This is a genomic window from Clostridiales bacterium (assembly GCA_017961515.1).
GTDB lineage: Bacteria > Bacillota > Clostridia > Acetivibrionales > RGIG10202 > RGIG10202.
This window is the reverse complement of record JAGCXC010000062.1, coordinates 1-21892: the sequence shown is the minus strand read 5'-3', so window position 1 is coordinate 21892 and position 21892 is coordinate 1. Positions and strand designations below refer to the sequence as shown.

General features: G+C 34.0%; 18 protein-coding genes and 2 tRNA genes. 2 read left to right on the top strand and 18 right to left on the bottom strand.

The window, feature by feature from the left end; translation table 11 throughout:
- On the top strand, positions 1-778 hold a 778-nt coding region (locus J6Y29_04675; protein ID MBP5427165.1), incomplete at its 5' end, for a hypothetical protein.
- A gap of 152 nt (positions 779-930) precedes the next feature.
- Here the strand turns inward: J6Y29_04675 and J6Y29_04670 are convergent.
- The 18 genes from J6Y29_04670 to J6Y29_04585 form a co-directional block, all read right to left on the bottom strand.
- Complete coding sequence (locus tag J6Y29_04670; GenBank protein MBP5427164.1) at positions 931-2682, bottom strand: N-acetylmuramoyl-L-alanine amidase; 1752 nt, start codon at positions 2680-2682, stop codon at positions 931-933.
- A gap of 24 nt (positions 2683-2706) precedes the next feature.
- Positions 2707-3219 carry an epoxyqueuosine reductase QueH gene (locus J6Y29_04665; protein ID MBP5427163.1) on the bottom strand — a complete coding sequence of 171 codons (513 nt, stop codon included), beginning with the start codon at positions 3217-3219 and terminating at the stop codon, positions 2707-2709.
- Positions 3220-3235: 16 nt separating this feature from the next.
- Positions 3236-4231 (bottom strand): Holliday junction branch migration DNA helicase RuvB, encoded by a 996-nt coding sequence (gene ruvB / locus J6Y29_04660; GenBank protein MBP5427162.1) that lies wholly within the window; start codon positions 4229-4231, stop codon positions 3236-3238.
- 16 nt (positions 4232-4247) lie between these two features.
- Complete coding sequence (gene ruvA, locus J6Y29_04655) at positions 4248-4847, bottom strand: Holliday junction branch migration protein RuvA (protein ID MBP5427161.1); 600 nt, start codon at positions 4845-4847, stop codon at positions 4248-4250.
- A 2-nt stretch (positions 4848-4849) separates the two neighbouring features.
- Positions 4850-5338 (bottom strand): crossover junction endodeoxyribonuclease RuvC, encoded by a 489-nt coding sequence (ruvC, locus tag J6Y29_04650; GenBank protein MBP5427160.1) that lies wholly within the window; start codon positions 5336-5338, stop codon positions 4850-4852.
- A gap of 25 nt (positions 5339-5363) precedes the next feature.
- Positions 5364-6317, bottom strand: coding sequence for a TIGR01212 family radical SAM protein (locus J6Y29_04645; GenBank protein MBP5427159.1), 954 nt, complete (start codon positions 6315-6317; stop codon positions 5364-5366).
- Between the two features lies 1 nt (position 6318).
- Positions 6319-6930: an MBL fold metallo-hydrolase gene (locus tag J6Y29_04640; protein ID MBP5427158.1), complete on the bottom strand. Its 612-nt coding sequence runs from the start codon at positions 6928-6930 to the stop codon at positions 6319-6321.
- A gap of 2 nt (positions 6931-6932) precedes the next feature.
- Entirely contained in the window at positions 6933-9104 is a 2172-nt protein-coding gene (locus tag J6Y29_04635; GenBank protein ID MBP5427157.1) for a bifunctional (p)ppGpp synthetase/guanosine-3',5'-bis(diphosphate) 3'-pyrophosphohydrolase, read from the bottom strand.
- A gap of 105 nt (positions 9105-9209) precedes the next feature.
- Positions 9210-9725 (bottom strand): adenine phosphoribosyltransferase, encoded by a 516-nt coding sequence (locus J6Y29_04630; GenBank protein MBP5427156.1) that lies wholly within the window; start codon positions 9723-9725, stop codon positions 9210-9212.
- A 58-nt stretch (positions 9726-9783) separates the two neighbouring features.
- Entirely contained in the window at positions 9784-11496 is a 1713-nt protein-coding gene (recJ, locus tag J6Y29_04625; protein MBP5427155.1) for a single-stranded-DNA-specific exonuclease RecJ, read from the bottom strand.
- Positions 11497-11760: 264 nt separating this feature from the next.
- Positions 11761-12354 (bottom strand): DUF4340 domain-containing protein, encoded by a 594-nt coding sequence (locus tag J6Y29_04620; protein ID MBP5427154.1) that lies wholly within the window; start codon positions 12352-12354, stop codon positions 11761-11763.
- A gap of 3 nt (positions 12355-12357) precedes the next feature.
- A complete protein-coding gene (locus J6Y29_04615) occupies positions 12358-13752 on the bottom strand; it encodes a GldG family protein (protein ID MBP5427153.1) in 1395 nt (464 codons plus the stop codon).
- 16 nt (positions 13753-13768) lie between these two features.
- A complete protein-coding gene (locus tag J6Y29_04610; protein ID MBP5427152.1) occupies positions 13769-14485 on the bottom strand; it encodes an ABC transporter permease subunit in 717 nt (238 codons plus the stop codon).
- Positions 14469-15743 carry an ATP-binding cassette domain-containing protein gene (locus J6Y29_04605; GenBank protein ID MBP5427151.1) on the bottom strand — a complete coding sequence of 425 codons (1275 nt, stop codon included), beginning with the start codon at positions 15741-15743 and terminating at the stop codon, positions 14469-14471. The genes J6Y29_04610 and J6Y29_04605 overlap by 17 nt, the downstream gene beginning before the upstream one ends.
- Positions 15744-15909: 166 nt before the next feature.
- The gene (gene aroA, locus J6Y29_04600; GenBank protein MBP5427150.1) at positions 15910-17190 is read right to left on the bottom strand and encodes a 3-phosphoshikimate 1-carboxyvinyltransferase; all 1281 of its coding nucleotides are present in this window, start codon (positions 17188-17190) and stop codon (positions 15910-15912) included.
- A gap of 130 nt (positions 17191-17320) precedes the next feature.
- Positions 17321-17397, bottom strand: a tRNA-Ile gene (locus J6Y29_04595).
- Between the two features lie 5 nt (positions 17398-17402).
- Positions 17403-17478: transfer RNA gene (locus J6Y29_04590), tRNA-Asn, on the bottom strand.
- A 172-nt stretch (positions 17479-17650) separates the two neighbouring features.
- Positions 17651-19705, bottom strand: a complete 2055-nt coding sequence (locus J6Y29_04585; protein MBP5427149.1) for a discoidin domain-containing protein — start codon at positions 19703-19705, stop codon at positions 17651-17653.
- Between the two features lie 691 nt (positions 19706-20396).
- Here J6Y29_04585 and J6Y29_04580 point away from each other — a divergent pair.
- On the top strand, positions 20397-21542 hold the full coding sequence (locus tag J6Y29_04580) for an FprA family A-type flavoprotein (protein MBP5427148.1): 1146 nt from the start codon (positions 20397-20399) through the stop codon (positions 21540-21542).
- Positions 21543-21892 lie beyond the last annotated feature (350 nt).

Below are 21892 nucleotides of genomic sequence, written 5' to 3'. Positions count from 1 at the left end.
TACTATTGTCGATGATTCTATGCAATTTAGTCTAACAAATCCTAGCCCAAATTCCACTGTGAACGTATATTCAGGCAATAAAATAACTATATCATATAGTGGTGCAAAAAATACATATGGTACCGAAAATGTTACAGGCTACATATCTGCCATAATTAAATCTGGTGCCTATAATAGCACTGATAATAACACTAGCTTGTGCAAAGCCCAGCCACTATACTACGCTAGATTAAAAACAGTCTATACCGAAGGCGATGGATCAGTATTGATAAAAATACCTCTTTTACCAAATGGCAACTATACATTAATCATATATAACGAAATAGAACGCGGTCCATATAAAACAAACTACGCAAAACCTCAAATGATAACTCTATCTGTATTAAATCCACTTGACACAACGGCACCTTCATTAAACAATGTTTATAGAAATACTGCTAATACGATATTTAAATTTACTGCAATTGATAATACTGAACTTGATAGTGTAGTTACATCATCAAAAGACACAAAATTGCTATCTGGAACCCATATAACCACAAATATAGATACTAATAACCCCCAAACTTTAATAGAGGTACATAATTTCTCAGATAAATTAAGTAGAAAAACTATCAATGACATGATACTCGATGATACACCTCCCAAAGTTGTAACAACAACATTTAATAATAACAAATATATTATCACTGTAAACGATAATGAATCTGGTATATGGAAGATAACAGACAAATATGACTCTGAAATATACTGCGACTATAGTATCCCTCCTACATAATGTAACAATGGCCTACAATAAGGATATACCTTTGTTATAGGCCATTTTTTACACCGAATAATAACCAAAAATAAATGTTTCTATCACATTCGCTAAAAACAAGCCGTGATAGAAACATTTATTTTATTCTTCACTAAAATCTCCTTATGTATCTACATCGCATCTAAATTTCTTAGCATTTCCTCAACTGCATCTGCCATAGCTTCTGCTGCCTTTTGTCTAAATTTATTATCATTTAAAAGTTCCAAATCCTTTTCGTTACTTATAAATCCAACCTCTACTAGCGCACTAGGCATTGTAGTTTGCTTTAATACCACAAGATTTGGTCTTTTCTTTATTCCTCTATTTTTTGTACCCAGCACCTTTATTAAATGATCTTGTAAAATCCTTGCAAATTGTTCACTTTGTATACTTACATTTTCATCTTGATTATTAGGATTGTACAATGTTTCTGTTCCACTGGCCTCAGATCCAAAAGAATTGTTATGCACACTTATGTATAATCTTGCATTTAGCTTGTTTGCAATATTGGCACGCTCATGTATCTCAACATAATTGTCCCCATTTCTTATCATGTACGTATTTATATTTTTCTTTTTCAAGCACTCTTCCAACCTTAATGCAATATCTATATTAAGATGTTTCTCATAAAATAAATTGCATATGGAACCAGGTTCCTCTTTACCTCCATGCCCTGCATCTATCACAACAAGATTTTGCTTCTTTGTTGCTTTTCTTAAAATTGTTATAGCTGTATCCCTAGTTTTCTCCCTTGATATTATGTTATATGCAAAATCGTCCTTCGCCCAAAATATTATATTAGTCTTTTCAGTTTGCTCATTATTTAAAACTTCTATCTTTTTCATATAAACATCATCTATATTTAAAACCTCATCTTTAAGATTGGCTATCTCTTTATCAAATGTTAATGTGTATGTCTTATTTGCCGTATCATATCTTTCAGTATAATCTGAAATATTCGCACCTTCTCTATTAGTTAATCCAGTTTTATTTATCCTAAGCCATACTCTATCCCCCGACGTTACATAACTAATCTTACCAGGTTCAGTACTATAATTTGTATTTTTCTTAACCACTATCTTTAATCCATCGCTCTCCTCCACTACTTCATAATTAGGATTTCTAGCAACATCTAATATTATACGAGATGATGTATGTGTAAAATTACTATGTCTTATCATTTTTATGCAACTACCATTAATCCGAATTTTATTACTGCCCTCTTCAAAAAAACTTTTTGGCACATCAACTACTATTCTGTCTGGATTTTTTATTCTAAAAATATTGTATCCCTTATAGTCCGTTACCTTTATCTTGGCGTACTCGTCATTATCCAGCTTTTTATATTCAATAGATACTTTATTTTTTTCCATGTCATCTTTTTTATGTTCAATAGGTTTAGCCATAGGACTCGGTTTACTTTGTTTCACCACCACTGGTGCCGCACTAGGTGTAATAACTGGTGACTCTTTACTGTTACTCTCGCAAATTGGCTTATCCTTGGGTACAACTATCTCATATGTTGCGCCTTTTCTTTGTATATCATACTTGATATCTTTATTTAAGTCTAATACTATTCGCACTGTTGTTGGATTAAATTGCCCTATTCTTACCTGTTTTATTTGTGCATTCCCGACCTCTATAGTTTTTGTGGCATCTTTTGTCGATGATTGATTAAAGTCTATAACCAATCGCTTAGGATCTTCAAATTTTCTTACTACCGGCTCTCCTACGCTATCTGAAAAATTCACTATTACCTTTCCATCGTTTTCATCCTCTAGATATTTTACATTACATAGGCCTACCAAACCATCTGCCGCAAACGTAATACTAGCACTTAGCACAACTATAAAACCCACTACTACCATAAACAACTTCTTCATAAATGCATCACCTCTTGTTTTTTTTTATTTATATTCCTTAGACTTTATGCAACCGCAATATTTCTGTCTGTACAAGCCCATCTCTTTGGCTTTTTTCTGTCCTTCTCTAAATCCAACCCTGAAATCTCTATAAAAAAATTCTATGCCATATTCATTAGCCAAGTTCTCTCCTAAGTCTTTTATAAATTGATGATTTTGGTAAGGACTAACCAGTAATGTTGTAGTAAATGCAGTAAAATTATTTTCCTTTGCGAACTTTGCCGCCTTCTCAAGCCTTTTAGTGTAACACATTTTGCATCGTTTTTCTTTATCGGTGTACTCTTCCCACACACTTTGCAAAAACTCACTGTCGTAGTACACCCGAATATTTTCTTTATCGGATAATATCTTGACATTCTCCATCCTTCTTTCAAACTCATCTATAGGATGTATATTAGGATTATAAAAATATCCATCAAACTCTATTCCCTCTTTTTTTACAACATCTACTGGATATACTGCACATGGCCCACAACATATATGAATCAACAACTTCATCCATTCACTTCCTCTCTTACTCATACCTTAAACCTAAATGTTCATACGCAAGCTTTGTTGCAACTCTGCCTCTAGGTGTCTTACTGATAAAACCCAACTGCAACAAATATGGTTCATACACCTCTTCTATTGTACCCGACTCTTCTCCCGTTGAAGCAGCCAATGTGTCTAATCCTACTGGCCCTCCCGCAAATTTATCTATTATCGTCATTAGCATATTCCTATCCACTGAATCTAAGCCTATTGGATCTACCTCTAGCAAATCTAAGCTCCCCTTAGATATCTCTTTTTTTATAACGCCGTTACCCCTTATCTGAGCAAAATCACGCACTCTCTTTAGTAATCTATTAGCAATCCTTGGAGTCCCTCTAGATCTCTTCGCGATCTCTAATGCTGCATCATCATCTATCTCTACTCCAAGAATATTTGCCGAACGCATGGTTATCCTTGCTAGCTCATCTGGTGTATACATCTCAAGTTTATTTATTATACCAAACCTATCCCGTAATGGAGAAGACAAAAGCCCTGCTCTAGTTGTAGCTCCAACTAATGTAAATTTAGGTAGATCTATTCTAAGTGATCTTGCACTAGGCCCTTTTCCTATAATTATGTCTAATGCATAATCCTCCATTGCTGAATACAATATCTCTTCAACACTCTTGTTTAGCCTGTGTATTTCATCTATAAACAAGACATCATACTCACCCAAATTAGTCAATATAGCCGCTAAGTCTCCTGCCTTATCTATAGCCGGGCCTGACGTTATTTTGAAGTTTACCCCAAGCTCTTTTGCTATTATATTAGCAAGCGTAGTTTTACCAAGTCCAGGTGGTCCATAAAGCAATACATGATCTAATGCATCTTTCCTTTCTCTAGCAGCTTCAATAAACACCATAAGATTCTCTTTTATTTTAGTTTGACCTATGTACTCGTCCAATCTATGAGGACGCAAAGAAATTTCTTCTTTGTCCTCACTAATCATTTCTCCTCCTAATATTCTCTCTTCATCCATATCTATCTCCCTCTCCTTAGGCTATAGATGCCTTTAGTGCCATCTTTATTATATCCTCTACACCCATTCCAGCTTTATATATCGATCCAATCAATGTTTGTGCCTGATTATAGTCGTAACCCAATACAATTAATGCACTAATAGCCTCCCTTACAGCTCCATCTTCATTAGTCGCTACATACTGTACTTCGGTATCATTTCTAAAACTTATCTCCTCACTTTTTATCTTATCCTGAAGCTCTAGTATGATCCTCTGGGCTGCCTTCTTCCCTACTCCAGGCGCCCTCGTTAAGGCTTTTTCATCCTTTGTTATAACTGCCACACTAAACTTAGCTAACGTTAAAGTGGATAAAACTGCTCGCGCTACTTTAGGACCTACTCCAGACACCGACAATAACATTTTAAATAAATTTAACTCTTCTTTTTTTAAAAAACCATATAATGCAATCGCATCTTCCTTGACATTCATATACGTGTATAGCTTTACCTCATCACCTACATTTATGTCATTTATAGTTACAGTTGATGTATATATAGTATACCCTATTCCATTATTTTCAACAACTACTAAATTACTTTCTTTTAAGTCAACCTTTCCCTTTATGTACGAAATCATACTTAACTCCCCTCTTCCCCTATTTTATTTGAATGTGCACAACACACTGCAACAGCTAGAGCATCCGCTACATCATCTGGCTTTGGTATACTTTTTAAATTTAATATCATTTTAACCATTTGCTGAACCTGATTTTTCTCTGCTCTGCCATAACCTACAACCGATTGTTTAACCTGCAATGGAGTATACTCAAAAATTTTTTTATTATTTTTTGCCGCTGCCAACAACACAACTCCTCTACCATGTCCAACATTCAACGCAGTCTTTATATTTTTATTGAAAAACAATTCTTCTATCGCAACAACATCGGGATTGTATTTTATTATAACATTTTCCAATTTATTGTACAATAAAAGTAACCTTTGTGACAACTTTAATCCACTATCCGTTGTTATCGCACCATAATCTAATACTTTAAACTTATTATTTTTGTATTCTATCACCCCTACACCTGTAATTGCAAAGCCTGGATCTATCCCTAATATAATCAAATTTTCTTCTCCCCTCTCATGCAATTTACTTATCTATTAGCCTGCTAAGTATTTTTACGCCATTCATACAATCACACTTTTTGCCCTGATAACTACCTCGGGCTATCATCTCTTTCTCTATTTTATCTTGTATCTTCCACCAACTAGTATCCCAATTACAAAATAATGTTTTTCCCTTTGGTGCTCTACCTAAAAGCCTTTGCACAACAACATCGCAAGATAAATTTTCTAAAAAATTTATTGTCCTATCTATATACTCTTCCTTCTTAATTGGCACTATTTTGCCTTCCTTATAATAGGATCCAAGTTTGGTATTATCTAATATATACATCGAATGACATTTAACCTGATCCACCCTTAATACTGACAACATCCGTGCTCCCTCTATTACGTCATCTATATCATCTAATGGTATATCCAATATCATATGTGCACACACATAAAGCCCATATTTTTTTATCCTAAGCACAGCATCAACAAAATGCGCTAAGGTATGCCCTCTCTCCAAAAATTTCAAAGTTCTTATGTTGATAGTCTGAAGCCCTAGCTCAATCACTATATCTACATTATACTCTTCTTTAGTCTTTTTTAAAAACTCCAAATATCTATCATTTATGACATCTGGCCTAGTAGATATGTATATTGCAACAATATCCGACCTTATGCTCGCATTTATATATTCCCTAAATTTAGATAATTCTAAATATGTATTTGTGAAATTTTGAAAATACGCAATAAATTTACGACTGTTGTATTTTGGGCCTATATACTCTATATTGCGTTGTAATTGTATCCCCACCGGCACACAATTGTCAATTGTCTCAAATCCTGCACCTTCATCTCCACAAAATATACACCCAGATTTTCCTATAGTCCCATCCCTATTCGGGCACGTAACGGGAACGTTTATTGGAATCTTATACACTTTCTCTCCATATCTATTTTTCAAATAAGTTGAAAATTTATTATAAAGCTCCACTTTAATCTCCTATAATATTATTTTTCTTTTCCCATCCTATAGTCGTAACATCTCCATGCCCAGGATAAACAACCATATCATCTTCCAAAATGTAAAGCTTCTTTTTCACAGAGTAAATAAGATCTTCCTCATCTCCTGTTGGAAAATCACATCTTCCAACTGATCCCTTAAATAACGTATCTCCCGTAAAAATCACATTTTTGTATTTTACACACATGCTACCGCTAGTATGCCCTGGTGTATAAATAAATGAAAATATATCTTCACCCAACTTGATAACATCATCTTCACTTACTAATATATCAGGGCAAATACTATAAGGCCTTCCACAAATATAATACGAACAATTATAATTTGCATTCTTCAATAAAGATTCTTCATCTTTATACGCAACTACCTTAGCACCCGTCTCCTTACGTATTTCATCAGCACTACATATATGATCAACATGTCCATGGGTTAGAATAATATACTTAACTTGCTCTTTACAAGACAGCTCTTTTAATATATCTGCTGCACTACAACCCGCATCTATTAAAACACACTCATTTCCATTTTTTATAATATATACATTAGATTGTAACATACCACTGTCAATGCAAACTATGCCCATACCTACCCTTTCTTCCTTTCTACATAGTATACTCCTTCTATAGCAGAATATCTCTTTATAATTTTATCCAGCTCTTTGGTGTTGGATATCTTAAGTGTAATTATCATCTCCGCTGTTCTATTTTTCTTTCTTTGTGCATTTAGAGATATCAACGGTATCTTCAAATCATTTGTAATATTGGTTACCTCAACAATAAGACCCACTCTATCACTCGCCTTTATCTTTATATCTGTTTTGTAGTAATCCTTATTCTTCTCAATCCAACTAACCTCTATAAGTCTTCCTCTATTTTGCAAATCCAATACTACATTATCACAATCACTCCTGTGGACAGAAACTCCTCTGCCTTTTGTTATAAAACCAACTATCTCATCACCTGGGACTGGATTACAACACTGCGAAAACTTCACTAGGCAGTTATTTACACCCTTTACTATAACTCCCTTTTGGTGATTTAAAGACGAATCCTTCTTTTTATGTTGCTTGTCATTAACGTTAGTTCCTAGTTCATCATTTTCTCTCTCTAGCCCCTCTTTTACCTTAACCAAGGTTATTATCTTTTTAGGCGAGATATTTCCCACACCCAAATTTAAGTATAGTTCCTCTATTCCATTTAGTTTATACTTGTTACATATCTCTTCTATATTTTCTTGACTTGCTATATGTGCAAAACTAATACCTGACTTTTTAGACTCTCTTTCTAATAACTCTTTTCCTCTCAACACATTCTCTTCTTTTTTATTTTTCTTAAACCATTGATTTATCTTATTTCTAGCATGAGAACTTTTTACTATTTTTAGCCAATCTCTACTTGGCCCCTGAACACTAGCCGAAGTCAAAATTTCTACTATATCACCATTTTTAAGCTTGTATGTTAACGTAACTATCTTGTTATTTACTTTAGCCCCCATCATTTTATCACCAACATCACTATGTATACGATACGCAAAATCTATAGGTGTAGATCCATATGGCAAGCTTACAACATCACCCTTTGGTGTAAAAACAAATACTTCTTCTTCGAACAACTCAACTCTCAAGCTTTTCATAAATTGTCTTGCATCTTTTGTATCCTTTTGCCAATCTAATATCATTCTAAGCCACTCTAATTTCGCATCTAAATCATTATTAGTCTTGCCCTCTTTATACTTCCAGTGTGCAGCGATACCTACCTCGGCTACCTTATGCATATCCCATGTACGTATCTGTATCTCTATAGGAAAACCCTTAGGACCTATTAGTGTCGTATGTAAAGATTGATACATATTTGCTTTTGGCATAGCTATATAGTCTTTGAATCTTCCCGGTACGGGTTTGTATAAATCATGTACCAATCCTAGCACCATATAACATTCTTTCACCGTCGACACTATAACCCTTAGCGCAAATAAGTCATATATCTGCTCCAACGTTTTTTGTTGCGTCTTCATTTTTCTATATATACTATAGAAATGCTTTGGCCTCCCATCAACACTACATTTTATACCCAATTCCTTTGTTTTCTCTTTGAGCGTATTTACTATGTCTTCTACGTATACTTCTCTTTCTTGTCTTTTCGTAGCAATCTTATTAACAAGCTCATAATATCCATCTGGATCTAAGTACCGAAGACTTAAATCCTCCAACTCCCACTTTATTTTGGATATACCAAGCCTATGTGCTAGTGGTGCATAAATCTCTAGCGTTTCTTTAGCTTTCTCGTACTGTTTATCCTTAGGCATATATTTTAAAGTACGCATATTGTGTAATCTATCAGCCAACTTTATCAACACAACACGTATATTTTTTGCCATTGCCAAAAACATTTTTCTTAAATTTTCTACCTGCTGTTCCTCTTTTGTTGTATAAGATATCTTACCTAATTTTGTTACACCATCAACTAACATGTATACTTCTTCACCAAACTCTTCTTGCAATTGCTCCTTTGTGTATGAAGTATCCTCTACTACATCATGTAATATAGCAGCAACTATTGCCACTGTATCTAACTCAATCTCCGCTAGAATATATGCAACCTTTAGTGGATGTACCAAAAAAGGCTCTCCTGAAAGCCTTTCTTGTCCAGCATGAGCATCTTTTGCAACTAAATATGCCTTTTCTATCAGACTTAAATCACCGTGTTCGTTGTATGTTCTTATTCTCTTTATCAGTTTATCATATAACTCAGTTAACAAAAGACACCCCTCCTATATTTCCTTATTTAACAATCACACTAATAACCTTGCATATAAATCCCAACCTAAAATCGCTATGTATTCTTTATCTTCACAAAAATATTGCTAAAATTGTACTAATGATGAAACGTTATATCCCTTTAGATTTTCTCTTCCTCTAAGCTCTGTTAGCTCTACAAAATAAACTACACCTACTACTATTCCGCCTAACCTTTCTACTAACTTAATTATCGTCTCTGTAGTACCACCCGTTGCCAACAAATCATCCACTATTATAACTTTTTGTCCTTTTTTTATTGCATCCTGATGCATCTCTAGAACATCAAATCCGTACTCTAATTCATAGTTTTCGCTTATTGTTTTATACGGCAACTTTCCTTTTTTTCTTACCGGAATAAATCCTTTTTTTAGCGCGCATGCTATTGGTGTACCAAATATAAAACCTCTTGACTCTGGACCTACAACCAACTCAAAATCTTCGAACTTGTCTATCTCCTTTTTCATCTTATCCATACAGTCCGCCAACGCATCAGCATCTTGCAATACTGTCGTTATATCAATAAAATCTATTCCCTCCTTTGGAAAATTCATAACATGCCTAAGTTTTTGCTTTAAATCCATTTCGTCATCCTCCTAAATTCATAGCTTATCTTTTTATATTTTAACTATTTAAAAATTACTAACCATCATACTTGATCATATCTTTTATAATCATCTGAACATTCTCTCTCCCATTCCAGTTGTTCCTGCCTAATTCAAACACTACATCCACATGATCATCTACATGGATAGTCCTTGCTATATTGCCCATATTAAAACCTAACGCTTCTACTGTACTATTTAAATTTCCTCCCCCCAATACCAACTTTAGATGTTTACCCTCTGTCATTACCCTTATGCCTACCACTTTCATATTATAACATGAAAAGATTGGAACTGGATTATCAGAACCAAACGGCTTTAAGTGCTCTAACTTCTTGGCATTCTCCAAAGTAATATCCGTAATATCTAGCTGCATTGTTATATCTAATACATCACGCATACCCTCTAAGTCCAACTTCTCATCAGCATACTCATTTATCCTTTTTCTTAGCAAATCTATATTATTCTGATTTATTGTCAATCCCGCAGCCATCTTGTGTCCACCAAAATTAACTAATAAATCTTTACACTCGCTAATCGCACAAAATAAGTCAAAATTCTTTATGCTCCTTGCTGAACCATTAGCAATACCGTCTTTCATTGTTAGTACTATCGACGGTTTAAAGTACATATCTGTTATTCTAGATGCTACTATACCTATAACACCTCTATGCCAATTCTCATCTGACACAACTATAACCTTATCTTTATCTAAACCATTAGCTTTTATTTTCTCAAGTGCCTCTTCTAATATAGCCTGTTCTGTTTTTTTTCTTTCCCTATTCTCGTGCTCCAAAAAATTAGCTATATGCTCTGCTCTATTTTTATCACGCGTCGTAAGTAATTCAACACATTGAGTCGCATCACCAAGCCTACCCGCAGCATTCAACCTCGGAGCTAACCCAAAACCTACATTCGATGTAGTTATTTCCCTTGACCTAATTCCACTTGCCTCTATAAGTTTGCTTATACCCAGGTTTGGCATTTTATTCATTTTCTTTAGCCCATACCTAACCATAGCTCTGTTTTCGTCCGTTAAACTCACAACATCTGCCACTGTCCCTAAGAGAACGATGTCCATATATTTTAGATATTGATCACCAAAATCTTTTTCTTTACACAACGCAATAATAAGCTTTAGTGCAACCCCAACTCCAGCTAACGACCTAAATGGATACTTATTATCATCCCGCATAGGATTAATAACACCGTACGCATTAGGTAACTTACTACCACACTCATGATGATCTGTTATTATAATTTCTACTCCCTTTGACCTTATGTAGTCGACCTCTTGCACACTAGTTATTCCACAATCAACTGTAATTATAAGATCTGGCTTTTTCTCTAGAGCATTATCAACAGCACTTTTAGAGAGCCCATAACCTTCACTTAGTCTGTTAGGCACGTAGTAATCCACCTTACCACCCAGTTCAGTTAAAAAATCATACATTATAGCGGTGCTCGTTATGCCATCTACATCATAGTCACCAAATATAACAATATGCTCTCCATCATCTAATGCTTTTACGATCCTGTACACACACTTGTTCATATCCTTTAATAAAAAAGGATCATTCATACTACTAAGCCTAGGTTTCAAAAAGCTCTCCATATCTTCAACATCAACGTTTAGAGTAGCTAAAACCTTTGCTAAAAAATCAGACACTAAAACTCTACTTTTTATCTCTTGCACTTTTGATTCATCTATGTACTTGTACTTCCAAACTTTATTCTCACACTCACACATATTCTACACCTACCATGGCAACACTATTTTCAATATATCGTGCAATCGTACACTACACATTTTTCATACAATCTTAATATTAAACACACCTTTCGGCAAAATAATATCACACTTTTCATAAAAAGTCAAAGCATTTTGCGTCAAAAATGCTCTGGCTTCCACTAAAACCAGGGCATATAATTAATAATCTTTTGGGTTTCTCACAAGCAAAAATAGACTAACCCCATCCTAAAATGGAAGATAGTCTATTTTCTCTGTTTCTCATCACATATTTATAATATTATTATCAGTCATCAAGAAATTGTTCAAATCCCATTGTGATAAAACATATATTTTCTCATCATCATCTAACTTAAGATAATAGGCATTCGTTGTCGTCAACAGCCTTTTTCCAACCTTTAACCCTTTTTTGTCCCCATTTTTCAAGGTCATTATAATTTCACAAATAGGCTCATCAAACCCGTATTGTTCAAGATTGGTCGCACTATCTGCTACAGTTTTTACCGAGTCTAAACTTGTTAGCGTAAACTCGAATAACCTAATAGAATTCTCAGATGGCTTCTTCCCTACGTCTTCGGCTTTCTCTCCTGTCTTTTTGTCTACTGTACGCCTTTCTAAAAGCTCAAGCCCCTTACTCCCACTTCCAAATTTCATAAACACTCGTACTTTATCATAACTATTATCAATATAATCTACTGCCTCAATTTCTGGTATTGTTATCTCAATCAGCTTCTTGTTTTCTGTGTCGACCTTCATAGGATCTTTAGACCTATAATAAAACAATGCTATTATAACCATCACCAACACAAACACTGATATTATTGCACTTCGTATCATTTTATCTTTTATATCTTTCATATACTAATCTCTCCTTTTGATGAAAACAAATGCTCCAGCCGCCATTAACACTAAAGGAATGCTTAATGATCCAGCTGCTAACATTAATTTCTTATTAGAATTTGTAGTATATTTTGCTGCTTTTACTAATTTAGGCTTCACTTCTATCTTTGTTATTTCTTCTGTTTCAAACCACTTTATTGATGTTGTAAATACTTCTTTATTACCTAATGTAGCATATTGTCTTAAAAGTTGATTATCTATAAAAATTGAATTTCCAAACAAAACAAGCTTACTTTCTTTGTCTTCATTTTTCTTTATTGCAATAGCACCCACCGCTAATGGACCTTTTGCATCCTTTTCATCTTTTACTGGAGGCAATTCTTCATAATTTGTCTCAGCCCACGATTTTTCTGATGTCATCAAAATAGGTGTTGCTTCCACATCCTTATTTTCTTTGTCTATAAGGTCTATACTTCTTGCTAATGGCATATAAATAGTTAGCCCATTTCTTATAATGTTTTGAGTGTATTTGTTGTAACTAAGCCTTGGCAACAACGCTATTGGCTCGTCTGCCGCACAATGTCCTTTGCCTTCACACACAAAATTATCCTCTAATTTCAAGTTATATCCTGTTATTATTTCTTTTATGTTTTTGAAGTTACTGTTTGTTGTGTCTACATCAATTGCCATTGTGATGTTTCCACCATTTTCTAAATATTCTTTTATTATATCTCGCTCTTTATCGGATATATCTTTTGTTGGTCCAAGTATTGCTAATGAATATGCATCATCAGGCACTTTTCCTTCTGCCAATAAATTCAAATTCACCACACTAAACATAATGTCATTTAAATCCTCTTTTATATCATATATACCATTTATATCCTTTTCGCCATGCCCAGTTAAGAGATATATTGTACTATCTCTATCTACCATTAATTTGTTTATTGTGTTTGTTATTTTGCTTTCTACCTTCATTACTATATTTCCGTTTGAATCTTGACCACCCATACTTACTATATTGATTAGCTCCCACCTGTTACCATCATCTATTACAACACTTCCTAATCTTAATGTTTCATCTTTTTTCAAATACTTCTCTATCTGCACTGGATTTTTGTCTGGATCCACTATCTTAACTTTTATCTTTGGATTAACCTTATGATAAAGTTTGGCTATTCTTTCTATGTAACTGTCATCTGGTGTGTCTTGCTTTAATATTATAATAGTCATGTCTTTATCTACTGTTTTTATGTAATCTATTGTCTCCTTAGTTAACGTATCTGTTTTTGTTTCGGTTAAATCTATTCTCCAGCTAGCATCCCTAATAAAATAATTTAACAAAATCATAATCGCAATAACAGATACCATAATCACCCAATTCGCCACTCTATATATTACGCGTTCGTTTTTCATGTTAGGTCTCCTTCCCTTAGCCTATTCTTCTTCGTTCTATTTGTCTAATAGTCAAAAACACAAACATAACTACTATTGTAAGATAATACCACACTGTGGATATGTTCAAAAGCCCTCCATTAAACTCCATATATTTTCTCATTAAACAAAACGTATCTAAAAGTGTATCTACTATTTCAGAAAGTATTTCTATCTTCATTACACCAATTAAATGTTCGCCTAACCAAATAAAAAATATTGTACCTAATCCCACTATAAAAGATATAATCGAATTTTCCATAAATGAGGATATAAACATGCATATAGCTATAAGCGACATACCTAATGCTAAAAATCCTATGTATGATGTTATCAATGACGGAATGTATATTGGTGTCACAATTAATAACATGGCTGGATACAACATAGTTAAAACTATTGTTATTATAAGCATAGCAGTTGCTGCCAAAAATTTTCCTATAACTATATCACTTATTGTAACTGGCACCGAAAATAATAGTTGCTCTGTTTTATTTCTTCTTTCCTCAACTAATAAATTCATTGTTATTGCTGGTATAAATATCATAAGCGCTATACGCAAATTTGCCAACACTACACCGAAATTACTTACCTCTTGCTCTAAATTGTACATATAAAACAACATACTAACAATACAAAAAAATACAACCAAAAATACGTACCCTAGTGGATTTAATAAATACGATTTAAGCTCTTTCTTAAATATTTGTATCATTCTTATCCTCCTCATCCTCTTGTTGTACTACATCATCTTTCTGGTCTTTATTTATTTCACTCTCGTTTGAATCTATTTCCTCGATTTCTTCACTCTCATTTGAATCTATTTCTTCAACTTCTTCACTCTCATTTGAATCTATTTCCTCGACTTCTTCACTCTCATTTGAATCTATTTCCTCGACTTCTTCACTCTCATTTGAATCTATTTCCTCGACTTCTTCACTCTCATTTGAATCTATTTCTTCAACTTCTTCACCCTTATTGGAATCCTCTTCACTTATATCCGCTACATCTTCAGCATTAACTGGTTCTTCATTAAATTTTTTATTAGATCTTATTATCTCCAAGAATACGTCTTCCAATGAAACCTCTACATTTTTTATCTCTTTTAGTGGAATTTGTTCATTTACCAACACAAAGAAAATATTTTTTTCTACATCTACATCTTTTACACACTCAAGCTCATAGGTTACACAACCATCTTTCTCTTCAATAAAGATAACATTTTCGACACCATTTACTGTCTTTAATAAATCAAAAGTTGCATCCATTGAACTTTCCAAAACTACAACCAACTTTTTCTTAACATCTAACATTCTAGACAAATTACTAGGCGTGTCTACTGCAACAATCTCACCATTATTTATTATAATAACTTTGCTGCAAACAGCACTTATTTCTGAAAGTATGTGTGAACTTAAAATAACTGTGTGCTCTCCACCCAAATTTTTAATCAATTCTCTTATCTCTATTATTTGCTCTGGATCAAGGCCAACTGTTGGCTCATCTAATATCAATACATCTGGATGTCCTAATATCGCTTGTGCAAAACCAACTCTTTGCTTATATCCTTTAGATAAATTTTTTATTTTCCTACACTTAACATCTTCAATTTTAAGTTTTTCAATAACATACTCTAACTGATTAGGTATTTCTTTTTTAGGAACTCTTTTTAATTTTGCTACATACTTAAGATATTCTATAACACGCATATCTTGGTATAATGGCGGAATTTCAGGGAGATATCCAATTCTCTTTTTTACTTCAAGTGGCTCTCCCATTATACTGTGTCCTGCTATGCTTGCTTCTCCACTTGTCGCCGGTATACAACCAGCTAATATGTTCATAGTAGTAGATTTGCCCGCACCATTAGGACCTAAAAAACCTATAACCTCACCTTCTTGCACTTCAAACGACAAATCTTTTATGGCATAAATACTTCCGTACTTCTTGGTTAGATTTTTTATTGTTATCATATGCCTTTTCCTTTCTGTGTTTTTTTCTCTTGCTAAAAAACTTATACATATATTTCTAAGTCAAGACCACTTCTAGAGATCTCAACCTTTATAAACAGACAACTAAAAAAAGCATGAATTTTTCAAACCACTACACTTCTATTAAACCAAATTATTATACCATAAGTCAAGTATTACCTAAAAAAACTTTTGCTCCCATTTGCTGTAATACTTCAAAAAAGCCTGGAAATGTGATATTAACCGATTCTGCATCCTTTAAAATCACACTTTCCTTAACACATGCCCCTAATATAGCCAATGCCATAACAACCCTGTGATCTTTGTGACCAGACACCTCTCCACCGTGCATATCACTTTTTTTTATAATTAATCCATCTTGCAGTTCCTGTATATTTGCGCCTACTTTTGAAAGCTCCTCACACATAACATGAATTCTATCTGTTTCCTTATATCGTGCCTGCAACACATTGATAAGTCGTGTCTCCCCCGAAGCAAAACATCCTAACACTGCCATTGCTGGCAATGCATCAGGTATATCATTCATATCAACTACACGTCCAACCAGTTTTTTACCACAAACAATAACTGCGTCATCTTGCCAAATAACATGTGCACCAAAAGACTCAATTACGCTAAGTACTTTTTTATCTCCCTGCTTATCATCAAGCTTTAAATTTTTAAGCACTATTCTCCTCCCTGATATTGCTGCCAACACAATAAAAAAAGTAGCCGAAGAATAATCCCCTGATATTTTATCACTAAACTCACTAAAACTTTGACCCCCAAATATTGTTATGCGATCTGGCAAATTATTTATATATTTTATATTTTGTTTATCTAGCCACCACAACGTCATATCAACATATGGCCTTTCATTTAGCCGAACTAAATTGATGTTGGTATCTTTTGAAAGTAGCGGACAAGTTATTAGTGCAGATGACAAATACTGTGACGAAAACGCATCCAATAACGAAACCCCACCATATATCTTTCCTGTGACTCTAACTGGCGCAAAATCTTCATTTTTTAAAAACTCTATTGATCCACCCAAAGCTTTTATCAACCTCGCCAACTCACCTATTGGTCTTTTTTGTATTTGACTATCACCAGTTAATGTAGTTGTTCCATTTGCACTTGCTGCAACCAACATCGCAAACCTTAGAGTCGTACCAGAATTACCTACATCAATTACCTCATTGGGTGCAACAACTTTGCCCCCAACTCCATCAATAATAACACAATCATTATTTATATCTATAATTGCACCAAACTTTCTCATTGTATCTATAGCCGACATAACATCATCCGACAATAATAAATTTTCTATGTAAGATCTTCCTTTTGCTAATCCTGCTATGAAAACAGCTCTTATAGAATGAGATTTGGATGATGGTACAAAAACTTCACTACCATCTATTATATCTCCACGTTTTATTTTAACATCCATTGCAATTTTCTAAAGCCCCTCTCTTCAAACTCTACATACTCCATTAATTTAAGGATCAATTTATCATCCTATAACAAATATCTATATACTAAAAGGAAGACTACTAATACCTTAATAGTCTTCCAAACTATGGTGGGCCTTCAGGGACTCGAACCCCGGACCAACCGGTTATGAGCCGGTTGCTCTGACCAACTGAGCTAAAGGCCCTTGTGTGGCTCCTCAAGTAGGACTCGAACCTACGACCCTGCGGTTAACAGCCGCATGCTCTGCCAGCTGAGCTATTGAGGAACGTCTTTCAAACACAATTAGTATTGTACAATTAATAAAACTAATAGTCAAATCAACTTTTGGTTATTTTCATCTATTACCCGAGATTAGGTTTTTATTTCTCGTTATATTATTGAAATTCTACGTTATAGTAAATATTTCTGCTTTGTGAAAAGCTATATTCACATTAACATTATCTTTGTACATTAAATACACCCAACTCATATATTGAGTACCCGTATTCAGTTGCTTTTTCTGTACAATATACCCTCACATACCTTGCATCTACCACATCAAATTCTGTATATGTATCAGTTTTAGTATTATCTTTAACTGTAGCTACTGTCTTATATGTTTTACCATCAGTTGATACTTCTATCTTAAACTCTTTTGCGTATGCAGCTTCCCAATTTATATCAACCTGATTTATTGTCATCACAGATCCTAAATCAACCTGTATCCATTCAGGATTATTCTTCTTTTCCTCGCTTGCCCAGCGTGTTTTTCTCGTTCCATCAACGGCGTTTTGGGCAACTAAGTCTGTTCCTTCTTCTACACTAGAACATATTACAGGCTTTTTTAGTGCAAGATTTGTATTCTCTGGAGTTTGTCTTGTGTTGTACACGCCTATATCAAATATAGAATAGCCGTACTCTGTAGCCTTTTTAGTACAATATACTCTTACATATCTTGCATCTACAGATGCAAACGTATTGCTAGTTGATGTACTAGTATTATTATCCACTGTAGCTACTGTCTTATACGTATTCCCATCAGTTGATACCTCTATTTTAAAGTCCTTTGCATACGCAGCTTCCCATCTTATATCAACCTTATTTATTATCATTTTTTTCCCTAAATCCACCTGTATCCATTCAGGATTATTCTTCTTTTCCTCGCTTGCCCAGCGTGTTTCCATATCCCCATCAACAACGTTTTTTGCAACTAAGTCTGTTCCTTCCTCTACACTAGAACATGTCACATTTTTTTTTAATGCAAGATTTGTACTTGCTGTAAAATTTGACATAGTTCCATCTTTTTTAAATGCTTTAAATACGTTAGTGAATTCATATAAGGACTGACTAATGCTACTGTGTTTTCCGTTTGCTTCTTTTGCTCCACTTCCGTTTCCGTTGTCTCTATTAACTGACCAAAATCCTAAATACCTAACCCAACTTGTCTTATTTGCCCATGCCAATAATTCTTTTGCATCCTTTATTCTAAATATCTCTGATTTAACATCGTTCATACCAATCATAACTGTTACTCCAACTTTGGTATCTTTATATCCTATCTTCTCCAATTGTTTCTTTGTTTCCTCTGCAGTTTTTATTGCATAGTAACCCATCTTTCCTTCAGGATTAGGTGCGATACTATCACCGTAGTCCATCGCCATTACATTTACCACATCTACTCGAACTCCCTGTTCTTTTGCATCTTTTAATAAAGCTACTGCTTTAGATGATAAACCTCTTGGATCTGCTGGTAAACAATATGAATATACCACCTTCGGTCTTTTTTTCTGAAGGCCTACTAACGCCTTATTTCTTCTTGTATTAGCTGCTTTATCCTTTAGAATTTCTCCTTCTATATCTAAATCAATCCATGTCAAATCATAATAATCTATTACGCTCTGATATGCCGCTTGTAACTTATTTACATCCTTTATCGCAGGCGCCATCTCTTTTGTATTCGCTCCACCAAACGATATTATTATATTCCCACCATTTCTTCTTAACTTATCTATTTCTTCATCATACAATCCAGAATTATAATTATACTTTCCTCTCCATGCAGGAATTCCATTATTATTGTTCATAAATGCAAATGTATAGTACTTCTGTCCCGTTTTAGCGTACACATCATTTATGTTTATCTTATTCCCCGAGCTTAGCTGTACATACGGCGAAAAAACCTTATCTCCCCAAACAAATTTACTATTTAACGAATTTATTTCAAAAATTAAATCATCTTGGGCTTCGTCCGAATTTGCTCCTTCACACTCGTGTGTCTCTTCATCTTGGACTTCATCTAAATCTACTCTTCCCCACTTATATGTCTCTTCATCTTGGGCTTCATCTGAATCTAATCCTTCACACTCATGTGTCTCTTCCACACAAGGAAGATCTTCTGCATATACAAAACTAGTTACACATGGCGCAAAAGCAAACAATCCTAACAAAGCCACTGGGATTACTATAACCTCAAATATTCTTTCAAAACTTTTTTTTACAATCTGTTTTTTCATACAATAAAACCCTCCTCAAACTTATACTTTGACACTCAATAATCATATGTACCGAAATTTATACATTATGTCCATTTTATGCGTACAAGACTATAGTTGTCTTATTAATTTTCGACAAAATTATTCCAAAGTATGAAGAAGTTCTCACATTTTTTATTTAAGATTTAGTGAGAATACATCACTTTTACAAGTAAGAGATAAAACAAGACGCCTCTACCTCTTGGGTGGTGAGAGTACCTTTCCAATGTATATCTAATTAACTCTTGCTATTAATACATATTTCTGATTCATTATGGCTTAATGAAATAGGATAATTAGTTGTTTTGTATAATATTATGTAATCAGGAATCCATATTTCCGATTCAATACTGCTTACTACAATAGGGTAGGTACATAGCTCTTTTGGGTGAAAAACTTTTATATCTAGTGCTATTACGATAATGACAGGTATAATTCCAATAATAAAAGTTAATAAATTTCTATCCATGAAAAAACACCTCCGTAACAAGTATCTTATTATAATTATAGCATATTTTGACAGCAAAAAGCAACCAAATGACGAAAACAATTAAAATTCATAAGCTGAGAAATACTTGCAGATAATTGTTGACTGTAATATAATTATGTTGTTTTAAATAGAGATGATATCAGTTATGTTGATAATATCAAATAATATGAAAAGGGTGGTCTTATGAAAGAATTAACAATGGATATATTACACATAGGTGTTGATGATCATGACTTAGATTTGTTCGAGGGACAGTATGAAGTGCCAAATGGTATGGCATATAATTCATATATGATACTAGATGAAAAAAATGCTGTGATAGATTCAGTTGATCAAAGGGTGTCATCAAACTGGTTAAAACAGATAAACAAGAATGTAGATTATCTTATAATATCTCATATGGAGCCAGATCATTCGGGTAGCGTAAAAGAATTTATGGAAAGATTTCCTAAAACTACAATTGTAGCTTCAAGCAAGGCATTTGTTATGATGAAACAATTTTATGGAGAGGAATACGAAGATAGAAGGATAATTGTAAAAGAAGGCGATACATTATTGCTTGGTAAACATACTTTAAGATTTATAATGGCACCTATGGTGCATTGGCCAGAAGTTATGGTTACTTACGATGAGAGTGCTAAAGTCTTGTTTTCGGCAGATGCATTTGGTAAGTTTGGAGCATCAGATGCAAAAGAAGAGTGGGCTTGTGAAGCAAGAAGGTACTACGTTGGCATAGTAGGAAAGTTTGGTATGCAAGTTCAAAATCTTCTTAAAAAAGTTGGGGCACTTGATATAGAGTGTATTTGTCCTCTTCATGGGCCAGTGTTAAAAGAAAATTTGGAGCATTATATAAATTTGTATGATATCTGGTCATCATATAGATATGAAACAGAGGGTGTTATGATAGCCTATACATCAGTATATGGTAATACTAAAAGAGCAGTGGAAGAATTAAAAAATAATCTTGTAGCCAATGGATGCCCAAAGGTTGTTTTGACAGATCTAGCGAGATGTGACATGGCAGAGGCAGTTGAAGACGCATTTAGATATGGTAAATTGGTTTTGGCTACAACAACATATAACAACGAAATATTCCCATTTATGCGTGAATTTATTAATAATTTAGTTGAGAGAAATTATCAAGACAGAACATTGGCTTTTATAGAAAACGGATCATGGGCGCCAACAGCAGCAAAGATTATGAGAAATATGTTCGAAAAATCAAAAAATATAAAATATATAGGACAGGACATTACGATAAAATCAGCGATTACTCCAGACAACTTAAAAGAGTTACAAGAGCTGGCTAGTGTCTTGTGTAAAAATTGAATTACCCCGACCCTAAAGGGTCGGGGCTTCAACCAAATTAATTTTTGTAAATTAATCTTATCATTTATAAAGACAAATTTATTCTTACAAATTTTTGTACCCTATCCCCTACTAAGGCAAAAAATATTACATCCGATGTAACCTTTACAATAAATGAAAGGAGAGATGTTTACATGATAAAAGATAATTTTGCTGCAACAAAACAACGTCAGGGGGGGGGGCGTATCGATGCCTAAAGGGCAACAATAAGGCATTAATTATATTAATACTACTCTTGCTTGGCTCTTTTTTTATGCCCTTTTTTAGGATTGAGGCATACGCAACTTCACCATATACACCTGGAACATTGG

Coding starts and splice junctions, on each gene's coding strand:
- J6Y29_04610 (MBP5427152.1), bottom strand. CDS start 14,485: ATGATACAAATATTTAAGAAAGAGCTTAAATCGTATTTATTAAATCCA.
- J6Y29_04580 (MBP5427148.1), top strand. CDS start 20,397: ATGAAAGAATTAACAATGGATATATTACACATAGGTGTTGATGATCAT.
- ruvA (MBP5427161.1), bottom strand. CDS start 4,847: ATGATTTCGTACATAAAGGGAAAGGTTGACTTAAAAGAAAGTAATTTA.
- aroA (MBP5427150.1), bottom strand. CDS start 17,190: ATGGATGTTAAAATAAAACGTGGAGATATAATAGATGGTAGTGAAGTT.
- J6Y29_04615 (MBP5427153.1), bottom strand. CDS start 13,752: ATGAAAAACGAACGCGTAATATATAGAGTGGCGAATTGGGTGATTATG.
- J6Y29_04605 (MBP5427151.1), bottom strand. CDS start 15,743: ATGATAACAATAAAAAATCTAACCAAGAAGTACGGAAGTATTTATGCC.
- J6Y29_04640 (MBP5427158.1), bottom strand. CDS start 6,930: ATGGGCATAGTTTGCATTGACAGTGGTATGTTACAATCTAATGTATAT.
- J6Y29_04630 (MBP5427156.1), bottom strand. CDS start 9,725: ATGGATTTAAAGCAAAAACTTAGGCATGTTATGAATTTTCCAAAGGAG.
- J6Y29_04665 (MBP5427163.1), bottom strand. CDS start 3,219: ATGAAGTTGTTGATTCATATATGTTGTGGGCCATGTGCAGTATATCCA.
- J6Y29_04620 (MBP5427154.1), bottom strand. CDS start 12,354: ATGAAAGATATAAAAGATAAAATGATACGAAGTGCAATAATATCAGTG.
- recJ (MBP5427155.1), bottom strand. CDS start 11,496: ATGTGTGAGTGTGAGAATAAAGTTTGGAAGTACAAGTACATAGATGAA.
- J6Y29_04670 (MBP5427164.1), bottom strand. CDS start 2,682: ATGAAGAAGTTGTTTATGGTAGTAGTGGGTTTTATAGTTGTGCTAAGT.
- J6Y29_04585 (MBP5427149.1), bottom strand. CDS start 19,705: ATGAAAAAACAGATTGTAAAAAAAAGTTTTGAAAGAATATTTGAGGTT.
- ruvB (MBP5427162.1), bottom strand. CDS start 4,231: ATGGATGAAGAGAGAATATTAGGAGGAGAAATGATTAGTGAGGACAAA.